The sequence below is a fragment of the Streptomyces sp. NPDC020422 genome (genome assembly GCF_044386705.1).
GTDB lineage: Bacteria > Actinomycetota > Actinomycetes > Streptomycetales > Streptomycetaceae > Streptomyces.
Genome location: NZ_JBIRVJ010000001.1, coordinates 203,913 through 219,712 on the forward strand (window position 1 = coordinate 203,913; position 15,800 = coordinate 219,712).

At 73.3% G+C, this 15,800-nt stretch carries 13 protein-coding genes; 5 read left to right on the top strand and 8 right to left on the bottom strand.

Translation table 11 applies throughout. The features are described from left to right. Nucleotides 1–3: 3 nt before the first annotated feature. The 3 genes from ACH414_RS00980 to ACH414_RS00990 form a co-directional block, all read right to left on the bottom strand. The gene (locus ACH414_RS00980) at nt 4–1,344 is read right to left on the bottom strand and encodes an ABC transporter substrate-binding protein (RefSeq protein ID WP_398940489.1); all 1,341 of its coding nucleotides are present in this window, start codon (nt 1,342–1,344) and stop codon (nt 4–6) included. A gap of 147 nt (nt 1,345–1,491) precedes the next feature. Next, nucleotides 1,492–2,445, bottom strand: a complete 954-nt coding sequence (locus tag ACH414_RS00985) for a carbohydrate ABC transporter permease (RefSeq protein ID WP_398940490.1) — start codon at nt 2,443–2,445, stop codon at nt 1,492–1,494. Between the two features lie 4 nt (nt 2,446–2,449). Next, the gene (locus ACH414_RS00990; RefSeq protein ID WP_382544843.1) at nt 2,450–3,376 is read right to left on the bottom strand and encodes a carbohydrate ABC transporter permease; all 927 of its coding nucleotides are present in this window, start codon (nt 3,374–3,376) and stop codon (nt 2,450–2,452) included. 277 nt (nt 3,377–3,653) lie between these two features. Here ACH414_RS00990 and ACH414_RS00995 point away from each other — a divergent pair, with 277 nt between their 5' ends. Then, the gene (locus ACH414_RS00995; RefSeq protein ID WP_398940749.1) at nt 3,654–4,652 is read left to right on the top strand and encodes a LacI family DNA-binding transcriptional regulator; all 999 of its coding nucleotides are present in this window, start codon (nt 3,654–3,656) and stop codon (nt 4,650–4,652) included. Nucleotides 4,653–4,886: 234 nt separating this feature from the next. Here ACH414_RS00995 and ACH414_RS01000 read toward each other — a convergent pair whose 3' ends face one another. Beyond that, nucleotides 4,887–6,638, bottom strand: a complete 1,752-nt coding sequence (locus tag ACH414_RS01000) for a glycoside hydrolase family 35 protein (RefSeq protein ID WP_398940491.1) — start codon at nt 6,636–6,638, stop codon at nt 4,887–4,889. 167 nt (nt 6,639–6,805) lie between these two features. Beyond that, complete coding sequence (locus ACH414_RS01005) at nt 6,806–7,300, bottom strand: Lrp/AsnC family transcriptional regulator (protein ID WP_382544838.1); 495 nt, start codon at nt 7,298–7,300, stop codon at nt 6,806–6,808. A 257-nt stretch (nt 7,301–7,557) separates the two neighbouring features. On the opposite strand from ACH414_RS01005, the gene ACH414_RS01010 reads away from it, so the two are divergent. Then, complete coding sequence (locus tag ACH414_RS01010) at nt 7,558–8,454, top strand: DMT family transporter (RefSeq protein WP_398940492.1); 897 nt, start codon at nt 7,558–7,560, stop codon at nt 8,452–8,454. Continuing rightward, complete coding sequence (locus tag ACH414_RS01015; protein ID WP_398940493.1) at nt 8,447–9,652, top strand: aromatic amino acid transaminase; 1,206 nt, start codon at nt 8,447–8,449, stop codon at nt 9,650–9,652. The genes ACH414_RS01010 and ACH414_RS01015 overlap by 8 nt, the downstream gene beginning before the upstream one ends. Nucleotides 9,653–9,673: 21 nt before the next feature. On the opposite strand, the gene ACH414_RS01020 is transcribed toward ACH414_RS01015, so the two are convergent. Next, on the bottom strand, nt 9,674–10,465 hold the full coding sequence (locus ACH414_RS01020; RefSeq protein WP_398940494.1) for a TIGR01458 family HAD-type hydrolase: 792 nt from the start codon (nt 10,463–10,465) through the stop codon (nt 9,674–9,676). Nucleotides 10,466–10,743: 278 nt separating this feature from the next. Here ACH414_RS01020 and ACH414_RS01025 point away from each other — a divergent pair, with 278 nt between their 5' ends. Further along, entirely contained in the window at nt 10,744–11,913 is a 1,170-nt protein-coding gene (locus ACH414_RS01025; RefSeq protein ID WP_398940495.1) for an alanine--tRNA ligase-related protein, read from the top strand. Between the two features lie 4 nt (nt 11,914–11,917). Here ACH414_RS01025 and ACH414_RS01030 read toward each other — a convergent pair whose 3' ends face one another. Beyond that, entirely contained in the window at nt 11,918–13,492 is a 1,575-nt protein-coding gene (locus tag ACH414_RS01030; RefSeq protein WP_398940496.1) for a glycerol-3-phosphate dehydrogenase/oxidase, read from the bottom strand. Further along, nucleotides 13,489–14,088 carry a TetR/AcrR family transcriptional regulator gene (locus ACH414_RS01035; protein ID WP_382544820.1) on the bottom strand — a complete coding sequence of 200 codons (600 nt, stop codon included), beginning with the start codon at nt 14,086–14,088 and terminating at the stop codon, nt 13,489–13,491. Before ACH414_RS01035 ends, ACH414_RS01030 begins: the two co-directional genes overlap by 4 nt. 74 nt (nt 14,089–14,162) lie before the next feature. Here ACH414_RS01035 and ACH414_RS01040 point away from each other — a divergent pair, with 74 nt between their 5' ends. After that, nucleotides 14,163–15,758, top strand: a complete 1,596-nt coding sequence (locus ACH414_RS01040) for an FAD-binding oxidoreductase (RefSeq protein ID WP_382544817.1) — start codon at nt 14,163–14,165, stop codon at nt 15,756–15,758. The last annotated feature ends 42 nt before the right edge of the window (nt 15,759–15,800 follow it).

Sequence of the window (15,800 nt, forward strand, 5' to 3'; positions counted from 1 at the left end):
CGCCTACTTGTTGACGGTGAATCCCTGGTCGGCGCCGTACTTCACGCTGACCTCCTGCCAGGCCTTCAGGCCGGCGTCGAGCTTCGTGGCGGAGACGTAGGCCTTGCCGACGGTGTCGTTGAAGACCGAGTTGGCGTAGACCTGGTAGGGCAGGTAGTTCCAGTCGGCGACGACGTTCCGCGCGGACTCGGCGAAGATCCGGTTGGCCTTCTGCCCGCCGAAGTACGGGAACTCGGCGTCGAGGAACGCCTTGGACTCGAGATCGGCGCGGGTCGCGGGGAAGGCGCCCTGCGCGACGCGGCCGGCGGCACCGGCCCCGGTGGTGGCGAACTCGGTGAAGGCGTAGGCCAGTTCCTTGTTCTTGGCGGCCTTCGGGACGGCGAGGGAGCTACCGCCGTTCTCGGCGCTGGCCCTGGCGCCCGCCTTCCACTGCGGGAGCGGGGCGACCCGCCAGTCGCCGGAGGCGGTGGGCACGCCGGAGGAGAGGTTGGCGGGCATCCAGGCGCCGATGGAGAGGGTGGCGATGGAGCCGTCGGCGAGGCCCTTGTACCAGGCGTCGCTCCAGGAGGTGACGGGCGCGACCAGCTTCTCGTCGAGGAGCTTCTGCCAGGTGGCCGTGTAGGTCCTGGAGCCCTCGTCGGTGAAGTCGATGGTGACGTCGGTGCCCCGGGTCTTGTACGGGTGGCCGCCGGCCTGCCAGATCAGACTGGTGGTGGCACCGGCGTCGCCCGTGTCGTTGGTGATGTAGGCCTTCGGGTCGGCCTTGTGGAGGGTGCGGGCGGCCTCGACGTACTCGTCCCAGGTCGTGGGGACCTCGATGTGGTGCTTGTCGAAGACCTTCTTGTTGTAGAAGAACGCCATCGGGCCCGAGTCCATCGGGAGGGCGTAGATGGACGCGTCCTGGTGGACGGCGTTCCAGGGGCCGGGGGTGAAGCTCGTGGCGTGCTTGCGCGCACCGTAGGGGGCGAGGTCCTCGACGGACTTGCCGATGGTGAACTGGCCGAGGGCGTAGTACTCGATCTGGGCCACGTCCGGGGCGCCGGAGCCGGCCGCCATCGCGTTCTGCAGTGCGGTGTACTGCTTGTCGCCGGTGCCCGCGTTGACCAGCTCGACGTCCACCTTGGGGTACTTCTTCTCGAAGTCCTCCACCACCTTCTTCAGGGTGGGCTCCCAGGCCCACACGGTCACCTTGCCGCCCTTCGCCAGTGCGGCCGCGACGTCCTTGGGACCGGTCGCGCCGGAGGCGCCGTCCGAGGCGTCGGACCCGCAGGCCGTGGCCGAGAGCGTGAGCGCGCAGACCACGGCGAGGGTGCCGAGGAGCCGGCGTGGGGTGTGGGTTCGCATGGGATGTGCTCCTGGAGGGTGATGAGGGTGGGAGAAGCCATGAGAAGCGGGGCAGGGCTGGTGGGCGTCAGGCGAAAAGCGCGGAAGGGCGGATAGGGCGGATAGGGCGGGTGGGGCGAGCGGGGCGGGTGCGCGCGGTCGTGCGGGTCATTCCTTGACGCTGCCCGCGGACAGGCCCGACTGCCAGTACCGCTGGAGCAGCAGGAAGACCGCCACGATGGGGACGACCGTGAGCAGGGAGCCGGTGACGATGAGGTCGAAGACGGCCTCGCCGCCGGCGGTCTGGGCCTGCGCGTTCCAGGCGTTGAGCCCGAGGGTGAGCGGGTACCAGTCGGGGTCCTTGATCATGATCAGCGGCAGGAAGTAGTTGTTCCAGGTCGCGACCATGGAGAAGAGCAGCACCGTCACCGTGCCGGGCGTGAGCAGCGGCAGCGCGATGGTGAGGAAGGTGCGCAGCTCGCCGGAGCCGTCGATGCGGGCGGCCTCCAGGAGCTCCCTCGGCACGGCCTCGGCGGTGAAGACCCACATGAGGTAGAGCCCGAAGGGGGAGATGAGGGACGGGATGACGACGGCCCACGGGGTGTTCGTCAGGCCCATCTTGCTGAACATCAGGAAGGTGGGGACGGCGAGCGCGGTGCCGGGTACGGCGACGGCTCCGATGACCACCGCGAAGACGGCCTTGCGCCCGGGGAAGGCGTACGTGGCGAGGGCGTAGCCGCCGAGGACGGCGAGGACCGTGGCGCCGCCCGCGCCGGCGGCGACGTACAGCAGGGTGTTGAGCAGCCAGCGGACGAAGACACCGTCGTCGTAGGTCAGGGTGCGGGTGATGTTGCCCCACAGGTCGAAGTCGTCGGCGAACCACAGCCCGAAGGAGCCGAGCAGGCCCTCCTGGTCCTTGGTGGCGTTGACGACCAGCCAGGCAAGCGGGAGCAGGGTGTAGACGAGGACGAGGCCGGTGACGAGGGTCAGCGGGATGCTCGGGCCCGGGTCGAGCGGTGTCCGCAGGCGCCGCCCGCGGCTCTTCGGCCCGGTGCCGGCGGGCCTCCGGGCGGCCGTCGATCCCGCGGAGCCGTCCCGGGCGGTGGTCAGGGAGGTGGTCATCGGCTCAGCCCTTCCGCATGCCGCGCAGCTGGACCGCGTACGCGATGACCGCGGTGAGGACGCCCATCACGATCGCGACGGTCGCCGCGTAGTTGTGCTGCTGTCCCGAGAAGGACAGCGAGTAGGTGTAGACGTTGGGGGTGTAGTCGCTGGTGATCGCGTTCGGCGCGAGCTTCTGCAGGATGCTGGGCTCGTTGAAGAGCTGGAAGCTGCCGATGATCGAGAAGATCGTGGCGATGGCCAGCGAGCCGCGGATCGCGGGCAGCTTCACCGAGGTCACCACGCGCCACTCCCCGGCCCCGTCGATGGCGGCGGCCTCGTAGAGGGAGCGGGGCACGACCTTGAGCGCCGAGTAGAAGATCAGCATGTTGTATCCGACGTACTCCCAGGTCACGATGTTGCCGATGGAGGCGAGCACCAGGGAGGGGGAGAGGGGGTCGGGGAGGGTGACGCCGAGGGCGTCCTCGATGTCGCCGACCAGCCCGAACCGCGTGCCGTACATGAAGCCCCAGATGAGGCCCGCGACGACCGCGGGGACGGCGTACGGCAGGAAGACCGACACGCGGAAGAAGGACGCTCCGTAGAGGCGGCCGCTGTCGACGGCGAGCGCGACCAGGAGCGCGATGCCCAGCATGATGGGCACCTGGACCAGGAGGAAGAGGCCCACCCGGGTCAGCCCCTCCCAGAACCGGGCGTCCGCAAGCGCCTCGCCGTAGTTGTCGAGACCGACGAAGGAGGTGCCGCCGATGAGCCGGTCCCTGAACAGGCTCAGGTACAGCGCGTACCCGATCGGAGCGAGGAAGACGAGACCGAAGACCGCGACGAACGGGCCGGCGAAGCCCCAGCCCACGAGGGCCTCCTTGCGCGGCCGGAGGCGCGGTCGTGGCCGGGGCGGCGAGGCGGCCGCGGCGCGCGGCGACTGGGTCGTCATGGCGTGGGTCCTTGTGTCGGTGACCGAGCGGTCCGAAGGAGCGGAGCGAGAAGTGCGCGCCCGAGGGCCGGAGAACGGCCTTGCAGGGGCTGGCCGACAAGAAATGTTTACGTAATCATCGGTAGCGTGATGGTGACACTCCCACTGGGGAGCGTCAAGCACGGAACAGCGGTCACATGGAGGGATTCGGGTGGCGGAGAAGGACACGGCCGGTCGGTCGACGGCGGGCGGCGCCGGCGGCCGACGCGCGGTGAGGGGACGGCCGCGGCGCGTCTCCATGGCGGACGTCGCCCAGCTCGCGGGGGTCTCCTCGCAGACCGTCTCCCGGGTCTCCAACGGCGACCCGGCCGTGGTCGAGGGCACCCGGCAGAAGGTCCTCGACGCGATGAAGGAGCTCGGCTACCGGCCCAACAGCGCCGCCCGCGCCCTCAAACGCGGCGACTTCCGCGCCATCGGCGTCATCACCATGGGCCTGTCCAGCACCGGCAACGTGCGCACCCTGGAGGCCATCGCGGGCTCCGCCTCCCGCGCGGGATACGCCGTCACCCTCATCCCGCTGGACGCGCCGACCCAGGACGGTGTGCGCGGGGCCTTCACCCGGCTCGACGAACTCGCCGTCGACGCCGTCGTCCTCATCATGGAGGTGCGCCTCCTCGACACCGCCGCGCTCAGACTTCCGCCGCACGTCAAGGTGGTCGTGGTGGACTCCGACGCGACGGGACGCTTCCCCGTCGTGGACACCGACCAGCGGCAGGGCGCCCGCGTCGCCGTACGGCACCTGCTGGACCTCGGACACGAGACGGTGTGGCACGTGGCCGGGCCCGAGGAGTCCTTCGCCGCCGGCCGGCGCGCGGAGGCCTGGGAGGTCTCGCTGCGCGAGGAGGGGCGGAAGGTGCCCCCGCTGCTGCGCGGGGACTGGACGCCCGAGTCCGGTTACGAGGCAGGGCTCGCGCTCGCCGAGGAGGCCGGCTGCACGGCGGTCTTCGTCGCCAACGACCAGATGGCCCTCGGCGTGCTGCGCGCCTTCCACGAGCGGGGCGTACGGGTGCCCGAGGACATCAGCGTCGTCGGCTTCGACGACGTCGCCGAGGCGGCCTCCTTCATCCCGCCGCTGACCACCGTCCATCAGGACTTCGCGCAGGTCGGGGAGTTGTGCGTCGAGGCCGCGCTGCGGGAGCTGCGCGGCGAGACGGTCACCGGCGTCCGGCTCGTGCCGACCCGCCTGGTGGAACGGGCCAGCACGACGGGCCCGCGCCCCGCCGTGACCCCGGGCTGACGTGGACCGGGATCGTCTGCGCGCGCCCCGCCGGGACCCCGGGCTGACGTGGACCGGGGTCGTCCGCGCGCGCCCTGCCGGGGCCCCGGGCTGACGCGGACCGGGGCCGTCCGCGCGCGCACCGCCGTGTCGCGGGGACGTCGGCGTGAACACCGACCGGGGGGCGAGCGCGGCGGCCGGGGCGAGGGGCGGGGCGCCGGTCCGGCCGGCGCCCCGCACCGGGCACTCGGCAGGTCACTCCTCGGTGGGACCGAGGTCGGCCGTCTCGCGGAAGTCGACCGTGAGCGCCCGGGGGCCCGCGTGCAGCTCCAGGACCACGACCTCGTTCGTCCCGGCGCGCAGGACGGGCGCCGGGACGTACAGCGAGCGCTGCGGGCCGCGGGACCAGTAGCGGCCGAGCGGGAAGCCGTTGACCCACGCGTTGCCCTTGGTCCAGCCGTCCAGGTGCAGGAAGGTGTCGGCCGGCTCGCCCACCTCGAAGGTGCCGCGGTGGAGCGTCGGGCCGACGGGCGTGCCCGCCGTGGGGGAGAACGGGATGCCGTCCGGGGTGGCCAGCCGCAGCGGACGGTTCGTCCAGCCGACGAGCTCCGCGCCGTCGAGGAGGACCTCGCCGAGCAGCCCCTTGCGGTCGTGGATGCCCTGCCCGTAGTTCACCCGGCCCTGGTTCTCGACCAGGATCCGGAGCCGCGCGCCGGCCCGGGACGCGTGGAAGGCGAGGGCGCGCTCGTGCTTCTCCCGCTCCAGCACGCCCACGGGTTGTCCGTCGACGAAGACCTGGGCGCGGTCGCGCACCTGCTCGATCTCGAGCAGCGCCGGGCCGGCCACCGGCAGCACGGTCTCGTAGAGGACGAAGCCGAAGTCCTGCTCCAGCTGCTCCATGGTGAGCGGGCGGCGGGACTCGACGCCGGGCGCGAGCGCGGCGGCGTGGTCGAGCAGCCCGGCGCTCTCGGCGAGCCGGACGGCCGGGACGGCCAGCTTGCGGCCGGGCGCCGGGACGGGCTCGTCGGGCACGGGCGCGTACGCGGCGATGACCTCGCGGAAGGCGGTGTACTTCGGCGTCGGGTCGCCGGCCTCGTCGAGCGGGGAGTCGTAGTCGTACGACGTGACGGTGGGGCGGTAGGTGTGCTTGTCGTTGGCGCCGTTGGCGAAGCCGAAGTTGGTGCCCCCGTGGAACATGTAGAGGTTGACCGAGGCGCCGGTGGCGAGCAGCTCGTCGAGCTCCCGGGCGGCCTCGGCGGGATCGCGGACCACATGGCGGGCGCCCCAGCGGTCGAACCAGCCGATCCAGAACTCCGAGGTCATCAGCGGCCCTTCCGGGCGCTTCGCGCGCAGTTCGGCGAGGTGCCCGGCGGAGCGGCTGCCGAAGTTCGCGGTGGCGAGGACGCCGGGGAGCGCCCCGCGCTCCAGGTCGACGGGCTGGTCGCAGGTGAAGAGCGGGACGTCGACGCCGCAGCGGCGCAGCGAGTCGGCGAGGTGCTCCAGGTACGCGGTGTCGTCGCCGAAGGCGCCGTACTCGTTCTCCACCTGCACGGCCAGGACCGGGCCGCCGTTCGAGGCCAGCCGGGGCAGGAGGGGGGTGAGCAGCCGGTCGAAGTAGGCGTCCACGGCCGCGAGGAAGCGCGGGTCGCGGGTGCGCAGCCCGATGTCGGGCTCGGCGAGCAGCCAGGAGGGCAGCCCGCCCCCCTCCCACTCGGCGCAGATGTACGGCCCCGGACGCAGCAGCACGAACAGGCCCTCGGCGGCGGCCAGATCGACGAAGCGGGGCAGGTCGAGCCCGCCGTCGAGGACGAAGCGGTCGGGCCGCGGCTGGTGCAGGTTCCAGGGGACGTACGTCTCGACGGTGTTCAGGCCCATGAGCCTGGCCTTGCGCAGCCGGTCCGCCCACTGCTCGGGGTGGACCCGGAAGTAGTGCAGTCCGCCGGACAGCAGCCGGAAGGGCCGCCCGTCGAGCAGGAAGCCGGCCTGGTCTGTCCGGAGAACGGGCATGAGCGTGGTGCTCCTGGGCTCGGGGGCGGGGTCCGGGACGCGAGGCGCGCCCCACCCGGGTATGTTTGCGTAAACATACTCGTCATGGCAAGCCTCGCCCGGCCGGCGATCCGCCGGCGGGGCGCCGACGGCACCGTCCTGACGCCCGACTCCCGGTGCCCACCGCCTCACGTTCCGGCGCGGTCGCTCCGCGGTCGCGCCGGGAGGCCCGGCCGGGGGTACACCCGGGACTGCTTGACGCTGCCGAAGGCGAAGCTCGACTCGATCGACGCGATGCCGGGGATGGCGTGGATCCGGGTGCGCACGAGGGCCTCGTACGCCTCCAGGCTCTCGATGACGACCCGCAGCAGGTAGTCGCTGCTGCCCGCCATCAGATAGCAGTCCTGGATGTGGTCGATCAGGCCGATGTGCTCCTCGAAGGCGTTCACCGCCTCGGCGGTGTGGCGCTCCAGCCTGATCCGTACGAAGACGGTGATCGGCAGGCCGAACGCGACCTGGTCCACGGTGGCCGTGTAGCCGCTGATCAGGCCCGACTCCTCCAGGCGCCGCACCCGGCGCAGACAGGGGGAGGGGGAAAGGCGGATCCGGTCGGCGAGGTCCTGGTTGGTCAGCCGGCCGTCGGCCTGCAACTCGTGGATGATCTGGAAGTCCACGGCGTCCATCGTCACTCCTTGGCAGATTCTGCTCTCACGCTATGTCCGGGGGGCAGAACTGGCAATCGTCTGCCCCGGCGAAAGCTCTAGCGTTGCTCATCGGGGCGACACCGGCTTTCGGTGCGCCCGGTGCGTGGAGCGGGAGGGAATCGTCGGTGGTCGCAACAGAGCCGGTCGCGTCGGAATCGGCACGGGCGCCAGGGGTACGCGACCCCTCCGCCGTCCGCCACCGGGGCCTGCCCCGTCGCGGCTTGTCCCCTCGGGGCTTGTCCCCTCAGGGCGTGGGCATGGTGGCGCTGGGGCTCACCGTCGCCATCTGGGCCGCGTTCGCCCTCAGCGCCCGTGCTCTCAGCACCTCCACGCTGCTGCCGGCCGACGCCGCCCTGCTGCGCTTCGGCGTGCCCCTCGTGGTCCTCGCGCCCGCCCTGTGGCGGCGCAGGCGCCTGTTGGCCGCGGTGCGGCCCGGACCCGCGTTCAAGATCGTCTGCGGTGCGGGGGTGCCGTTCTTCCTCGCCGCCATGTACGGCGGATCGCTGACCTCGGCCGCCTTCGTCGGGGCGATCGTGCCCGGCATGGTCCCGCTGTTCGTCTCCGCCCTGATGGTCGCCGGAGGGAAGCGCGCGCCGCGCGGTACGCAGGCCGCCGGCCTCGCCCTCATCGTGGCCGGGGTCGTGGCCCTGGTCTGGCGCCACACCGCGGCCCTCGACGCCGATGTGCTGCTCGGCACGGGCACGCTGCTCGTCGCCAGCGGCCTGTGGGCGCTGTACACGGTGGGGCTGCGCGAGGTGGAGTTCGACCCCGTCGGATCGATCGGCCTGCTGTGCCTGCCGTCCTTCGCGGTCATCGCGCTGCTGACCCTGACCGGCGTCCTGCCCACCGGCCTGGCCCGGGCGGCCGGCTCCGACATCGCGCTGTTCCTCGTCGTCCAGGGCCTGGGCGTCGGCCTCTGCGCCGGTCTGCTCTACGCGTTCGCCATCCGCCGGCTCGGACCGGAACGCAGCTCGGTCGTCGGCAGCCTCAGCCCGGTCGCCGTCGTCCTGTTCGCCGTGCCGCTGCTGCACGAGTCGCCGACCCTGCCCGTCGTGGTCGGCGTCCCCCTGATCACCCTCGGCGTCGCCCTCGCCAACCGACGCCCCCGAACCGAGGTCCCCACCGATGCTTGAGCTTCTTCCCGCCCCGCCCGTGGACCCGCTGTGGGACCTGGCGGCCGAGTTCGCCGCCGACCCGCGCCCCGAGCGCCTCGACCTCGTCCTCGGCGTCTACCGCGACCCCTCCGGGACCACCCCGGTCATGGCGGCGGTCAGGGAGGCCGAGATACAGCTGGCGGAACGTTCCGGCACCAAGGAGTACCTCGGCCTCTCGGGCAACACCGCCTTCAACCGCGCGATGCGTGCGCTCGTACTGGGCTCCGACGAGCTGACCGCCCGCGCGACGGCCGTCCAGACCGTGGCGGGCACCGGGGCCCTGCGGCTCCTCGCCGACCTCGTCCAGCAGACGCGCCCGGGCGCCACCGTGTGGATCAGCGACCCCGCGTACGTCAACCACCGCCCCATCCTGGAAGGCGCGGGCCTCACCGTCCGGACGTACCGCTGGCTCGACGCCGCGGCCCGGCCGGACACCGGCGGCCTGCTCGACGACCTGCGCGGCGCACGCCGCGGCGACGTCGTCCTGCTGCAGGGGTGCTGCCACAACCCCACCGGAGTGGACCACTCCTTCGGCACCTGGGAGGAGCTCGCCGCACTGTCCGCGGCGAACGGCTGGGTCCCCTTCGTCGACCTCGCCTACCACGGCCTCGGCGACGGCCTCGCCGCCGACCTGGCGCCGACCCGGATGCTGGCCGAACGCCTCCCCGAGGTGCTGATCGCCGTCAGCTGCTCGAAGAACTTCGGCCTCTACAGCGACCGCACCGGGTGCGCCCTCGTCGTGGGCTCGTCCCACCGGACCCTGCGGCACGTCGAGACCGCCCTGCAGAACGCCGCCCGCACCCTGTACTCGATGCCGCCCGACCACGGCGCCGCGATCGTCGCCACCATCCTGGAGGACGAGCACCTGCGGACCGAGTGGCTCGCCGAACTCGCCGCGATGCGCCACCGGATCACCGCCAACAGGACCGGCCTCGTCGACGGCCTCCGCGCCCTCGGGCACGAGGAGGAGGCGCGCTCCCTGGCCCGGCAGAAGGGCATGTTCTCGATGCTGCCCCTCACCGCGGACGGGATGCGCCGGATGCGCCGCCGGTCCGGCATCTACGGCACGACCGCCGGACGCGTCAACATCGCGGGCGTCCCCGCGGACCGGATCCCGTTCCTGGCCCAGGGCATCGCCGACGCCCTGCGGTCGCCGAGCGTCGCCCGCTCCGGCTGAGCGTTCCCCTGCGCTCTCCGCCTAGGAACCGGTGGTGCCCAGCAGGGCGGGCAGGTCGGCGAAGGAGTCGAGGACGTGGTCGGGCGTCCCCGAGGCGGCACGGTGCGTCTCGGGGAGGTACTTCCCCGTCCGCACCAGCACACCGGTGATGCCGGAGCGCTGGGCGGCCAGCACATCGGACTCGATGTCGTCGCCGACCATCACGGCCTCGGCGGCGTCCACGCCCAGGTGCTCCAGGGCGCTCGCGAAGAACGCGGGCGCCGGCTTGCCCGTCACCTCCGCCTCCACCCGGGCGGCCTTCTCCAGACCCGCCAGGAAGGCCCCCGTGTCCAGATCCAGTCCGCCCTCGGTGCGCCAGTACAGGTTCCGGTGCATCGCCACCAGCCGCGCCCCGCGCCCCAGGTGCCGGAAGACCCGGTTCAGCGCCTCGTAGCCGAACTCCGGTCCCGCACCGCCGAGCACGACGACGTCCACGTCGCCCGCTCCCTCCTCGACGAGCGTGACGCCGCCCAGGTCGTCCCGCACGTCCCCGCTGTTGAGCAGCAGACAGCGCGCGCCCGGGAAGTGCCGGCGCAGATACGCCGCCGTCGCCGCGGGCGCGGTCAGGACGTCCCCGCCGTCCACGTCGAACCCGAGCCCGCCGAGCCGCTCGGCGATGCTCTGCCGCGTCCGTGACGTGTTGTTGGTGACCAGCGCCACCTTGAGCCCCGCCTCCCGCACCTGCTCCAGCGCCCGGACCGCCCCCGGCAGGGGCTTCCAGGACACGGTGAGGACGCCGTCGATGTCGAGCAGGGCGGCTCGGATTCGCTCCATGCCCCCGACGGTAGCCCCGGGCCCGCGGCGCCGCGCGGAAAAGCCCGGGCGGCCCGGCCAGCCGCGCGTTAGGGTCGTCCGTATGAACGTCATCGGCCGATCCACCGCGACCGCGCGAGCGACCAGCTCGCCGGTTGCCGCCGCCTGACCTTCTCCCCCCCTTCCCACCGGCGACCGGAAAGCGGCCCGCCGGTGGTCCGTGGCGTCGTGCGCCCGGTGCGACGATCCCGCCGGTCCCGTTCTCCGGTGCCTCCCTTGCGACGCGAAGGAGTCACCCCATGAAGTCCGAAGACCTCACCCGAAGGTTCGTCGAGTACTTCGAGGACCGCGGCCACCGCCGCATCACCGGCTCGACCCTGCTGCCACCGCCCGGCGACCCCGTGCTGTTCACCACCTCCGGCATGCACCCCCTCACCCCGTACCTGGAGGGGCGGCCCCACCCCCTGGGCAGGCGGCTCGTCAACGCCCAGCGCTGTCTGCGGACGACCGACCTCGACGAGGTCGGCGACTCCACCCATCTGACCGTCTTCGAGATGCTCGGCACCTGGTCGCTCGGCGACTACGAGGGCCCGGTGAGCCTCGACTGGGGGTACGGGCTGCTCACCGAGGGGCTCGGGATCGACCCCGGCCGGTTGCACGCCACCGTCTTCGGCGGCGACGGGCAGACCGGCCCCGACACGCCCTCGCTGGAGTTCTGGCGGAGCCGCGGTGTGCCCGTGGAGCTCACCGTGGAGAACAACTGGTGGTCCAACGGCCCGACCGGACCCTGCGGGCCCGACTCGGAGATCTTCCTGTGGAGCGGGGAGGGCCCGCCGCGCTCCACGCCCACCGGGGACCAGCGGTGGGTGGAGGTGTGGAACCACGTGATGATGCGTCACCGCCGGCTCGACGACGGCACCCTGCGCCCGCTGCCGCAGCGCAACGTCGACACCGGACTCGGCCTCGAACGGCTCGCCACCCTGCTGCAGGGCGAGACGTCGGTGTACGACAGCGACGTCTTCGAGCCGTGGCGGCGGCAGCTGCCCGCCCTGTGGACGCTCGACGAGCGGGACCGGCGCCTGGTCTACGACCACCTGCGCTCGGCCGTCGTCGTCCTCGGCGACGGGGTGCGCCCGGGCAACACGGGCCGGGGCTACGTCCTGCGCCGGCTGCTGCGCCGGGTGCTCACCGTGCTGGTGCGCGACGAGCCCTCGCGCACCCTCGGCGACCTGCCCGGCGAGCCGGTCGAGCACACCCTGGACCACTTCCGGCAGGACATGGACCCCGGCGAGGTGCGCCGGCTGCTGCTCGACGAGGAACGGCGGTTCCTCAGGCTGCTGGAGCGCGGGCGGCGGGTGTTGGCCCGCCCCCGCTTCCAGGGCCCGCTCGACGAGGAGGACTTCCACTACCTCCACGACACGCACGGCCTGCCGCGCGACCTCGTCGAGTCGCTGCGGAGCACCCCGTGACCGGCTACACCAGCGCCGCCCGGTCCAGCGCCTCGCGGGCCGCCGCCTCGGCGACGGCACGGTCCTGGGGGACCAGGCCGATGCGGGTGCGCCGGTCGAGGAGGTCGGCGGTGTCGAGGGCGCCCTCGTGGCGGACGGCCCACAGCAGTTCGGCGCCGGTGACGGGGTGGCCGGGCACGACCGGTTCGGCGAGCGCGGGGTCCGCGACGCCCAGCGCGTGCACCGCCGGGGCCTCGGCGCCGTAGCGCTGCACGAGCCGTGCCGGTACGTCGAGCCCGGCGAGGGTCCGCGGCGCGGCGGCGCCGACCAGGGGGACGGACGCGGTGCGGCACGGGCCCGCGGTCAGGCTGCGGGCGGCCACGGCGGCGTCGACGGCGTCCTGGGCCATGCGGCGGTACGTGGTCAGCTTGCCGCCGACGACGGTGACGACGCCGTCGGGCGAGGTGAGCACGGCGTGCTTGCGCGAGATGTCGGCGGTGCGGCCCTCCGAGTCCCGGGTGTCGAGCAGCGGCCGCAGGCCCGCGAACGCCCCGACCACGTCGGAGCGGTGGACGGTGACGTCGAGGGCGGAGCCCAGCACGTCGAGGAGGAAGCCGATGTCGGTCTCGGGGACCTCCGGCACGTCGGGGACCTCGCCGTCGACGGGCTCGTCGGTGAGGCCCACGTACACCCGTCCGTCGCCCTGGGGCAGTACCAGGACGAAGCGGTTGGTCTCGCCGGGGATCGGGATGTGCAGTCCGGCCGAGAGGCGGCCGAGGGTCTCCGAGCGCAGCACCAGATGGGTGCCGCGCGAGGGCCGCAGGCGTACGTCGTCGACGAGGCCGCCCGCCCAGACGCCGGCCGCGTTGACGACCGCACGGGCGCGGATGCGCAGCTCCTCGCCGGTGGTCTCGTCGCGGACCAGGGCTCCGTCGCCGTGGAGCTCCAGGGCGCGGGCGCGGGTGAGGACGCGGGCGCCGTGGGCGGCTGCGGTGCGGGCGACGGCGGTGACCAGGCGCGCGTCGTCGGTGAGCCGTCCGTCCCAGGAGAGCAGTCCGCCGCGCAGCCCGACCGGGCGCAGGGCGGGGGCGAGGTGCCGGGTCTCGACGGCGGAGAGCGCCCGAGGCCGGGGCAGCGTGCGGCGCGAGGTGCGGGCGCCGACCCGGAGCAGGTCGCCCGCGAAGAAGCCGGCGCGGGCGAGCGCGGCCTGGGCGGGGCCGACGAGCGGGGTGAGGGGCAGCACGAAGGGCTGGGCGCGCACCAGGTGGGGGGCGGTGCGCTCCATGAGGATGCCCCGCTCGACGGCGCTCTCGTGGGCGACGTCGAGCTGTCCGGAGGCGAGGTAGCGCAGCCCGCCGTGGATCAGCTTGGAGCTCCAGCGGGAGGTGCCGAACGCGAGGTCGTGGGCGTCGATCGCGGCGACGGTGAGCCCGCGGGTGGCCGCGTCGAGCGCGGCTCCGGCCCCGGTGGCACCGAGCCCGACGACCAGCACGTCGACCACGGCACCGGCGTCGCCTTCGGCGAGCCGGGCCAGTTCGCGCCGGCGCCGCCCGGCGTCGAGGGAGGAACCGCGCAGGGCGGGGCTGCTCGTGGGGTTCATGGGGTGAGGGTCCTCTCCAGCAGGGTGCGCAGCTCGTCGAGGAAGGCGGCTTCGCTCAGTTCGGGATCGGTCTCGTCGGTCATGGTGCGCAGCGAGAGAGTGAAGGACTGGACGACGAGCAGCAGCGACCGCGCCTGCAGGTCCGGTCGCACGCGGCGCACGGAGCCGTCCTCGTGACCGTCCTCCAGCGCCGTGTGCAGCAGCCCGAGGAGGGCGTCCTGGCTGGCGCCGCGGCGGTCGAGGATGTACGGCAGCAGCAGCTCGGGGTCGACGTCGAGGATCTTGTGGAAGAGCGGGTGGGCCCGGAACGCCGCGGCTCCCGCGACGAGCCCCTCGACGATCCGCTCCCGCTCGGGCCGGTCGTCGTCGCCGGCCGGCATGGCGTCGGCGGCGACGGCGATCCACTCACGGGTCATCAGGTCGCCGACCAGGCTGCGCACATCGGGCCAGCGCCGGTAGAGGGTCATCCGCGACACGCCCGCGCGGCGGGCGATGTCGGTGAGGGTGGTCCGCCGTACGCCGACGGCGAGCACGCAGTCGCGTGCGGCGTCGAGCACGGGATCTGCGTCCGCATGGTTGTGACGAATGGGCGTCATCTGTCACAGTGTAATGCCAGCGCGGGCCGATTGGCAGCGCCGTCCGTGAAACAGACCGTGAGGAACCTCTCGAAGTGGACATGTTGTGGAGCGGCTGGGGCGACCCGGCCAAGGCGGCGCCCCTGCCCGAGTCGGTGACCGGCCTGCTGCGTGACCTGCTCGGCGTCACCCCGCGCGAGAGCGGCCCGTCCGCCCTCGCCGACATCGAGGTGCCCGCCCCGGCCCTGACCGACGAGGCGAGCGACGCGCTGCGCGCCGCCGTCGCCGCGCCCGACGGCGTACGGGACGACGCCGAGAGCCGCATCCGGCACACCCGCGGCAAGTCGACCCCCGACCTGCTGCGCATCCGCGCCGGCGAGGTCGACGACATCCCGGCCGCCGTCGTCCTGCCCGGCAGCCACGAGGAGGTCCTCGCCGTGCTGCGCGTCTGCGCGGCCCACGGCCTGTCCGCCGTCCCGTTCGGCGGCGGCACCTCCGTCGTCGGCGGCCTCGCGCCCACCACCAAGCGCCCCTTCGTCGCCCTCGACCTGCGCCGGCTCGACCAGCTCCTCTCCCTCGACGAGGTCTCGCGCACCGCGACGCTCCAGCCCGGTCTGCGCGGCCCGCAGGCCGAGGCGCTCCTCAACGAACGGGGCTGGACGCTCGGCCACTTCCCGCAGTCCTTCGAGTGGGCCACCGTCGGCGGCTTCGCCGCGGCCCGCTCCAGCGGCCAGGCCTCGGCCGGCTACGGCCGCTTCGACGAGATGGTCCTCGGCGTGCGCGTCGCCACCCCCGAAGGCACGCTGTGGAGCGGCCGGGCCCCGCGCTCCGCGGCCGGCCCCGACCTGCGCCAGCTCATCCTCGGCTCCGAAGGCGTCCTCGGCGTGATCACGTCGGTGACCGTACGCGTCCGGCCGCTGCCGCAGAAGCGCGTCTACGAGGGCTGGCGCTTCGCCTCCTTCGCCGCGGGCACGGCGGCCCTGCGCCGGCTCGCCCAGGACGGCCCGCGCCCCACCGTGCTGCGCCTGTCCGACGAGTCGGAGACCTTCATCGGCCTCGCCCAGCCCGACGCCATCGGCAGCACCGAACTCCCGCAGAACCCGGGCTGTATGGCCATCGTCGGCTTCGAGGGCACCGAGGAGGAGACCGCGGCCCGCCGCGCAGCCGCCCGCGAGGTCCTGCTCGCCTGCGACGGCGAGTTCATCGGCGAGGAAGCCGGCGACAAGTGGGAGCACGGCCGCTACAACGCCCCCTACCTGCGCGACGCGCTGCTCGACGCCGGCGCCTTCGCCGAGACGCTGGAGACGGCCGCCTTCTGGTCCGCCATCCCCGACCTGTACACGGCGGTGCGCGACGCGCTGACGAGCACCCTCACCGAGGCCGGCACCCCGCCGCTCGTCATGTGCCACATCTCGCACACGTACGAGAACGGCGCCTCGCTCTACTTCACCGTCGTCTCCGCGCAGGGCGAGGACGCCGTCGCGCACTGGGCGCCGGTGAAGCGGGCGGCCAACGACGCGATCCTCGCGGCCGGCGGCACCATCAGCCACCACCACGGCGTGGGCACCGACCACCGCGACTGGTACGCCGAGGAGATCGGCCCGCTCGGCATCCGTATGCTGCAGGCCGTCAAGGGCGAGGTCGACCCGTCCGGCGTGCTGAGCCCCGGCGTCCTCATCCCGCTCCGCTGACGCCGGAGCTCCCGCACCTCCTCCCGCACCTCCCGAACCCTT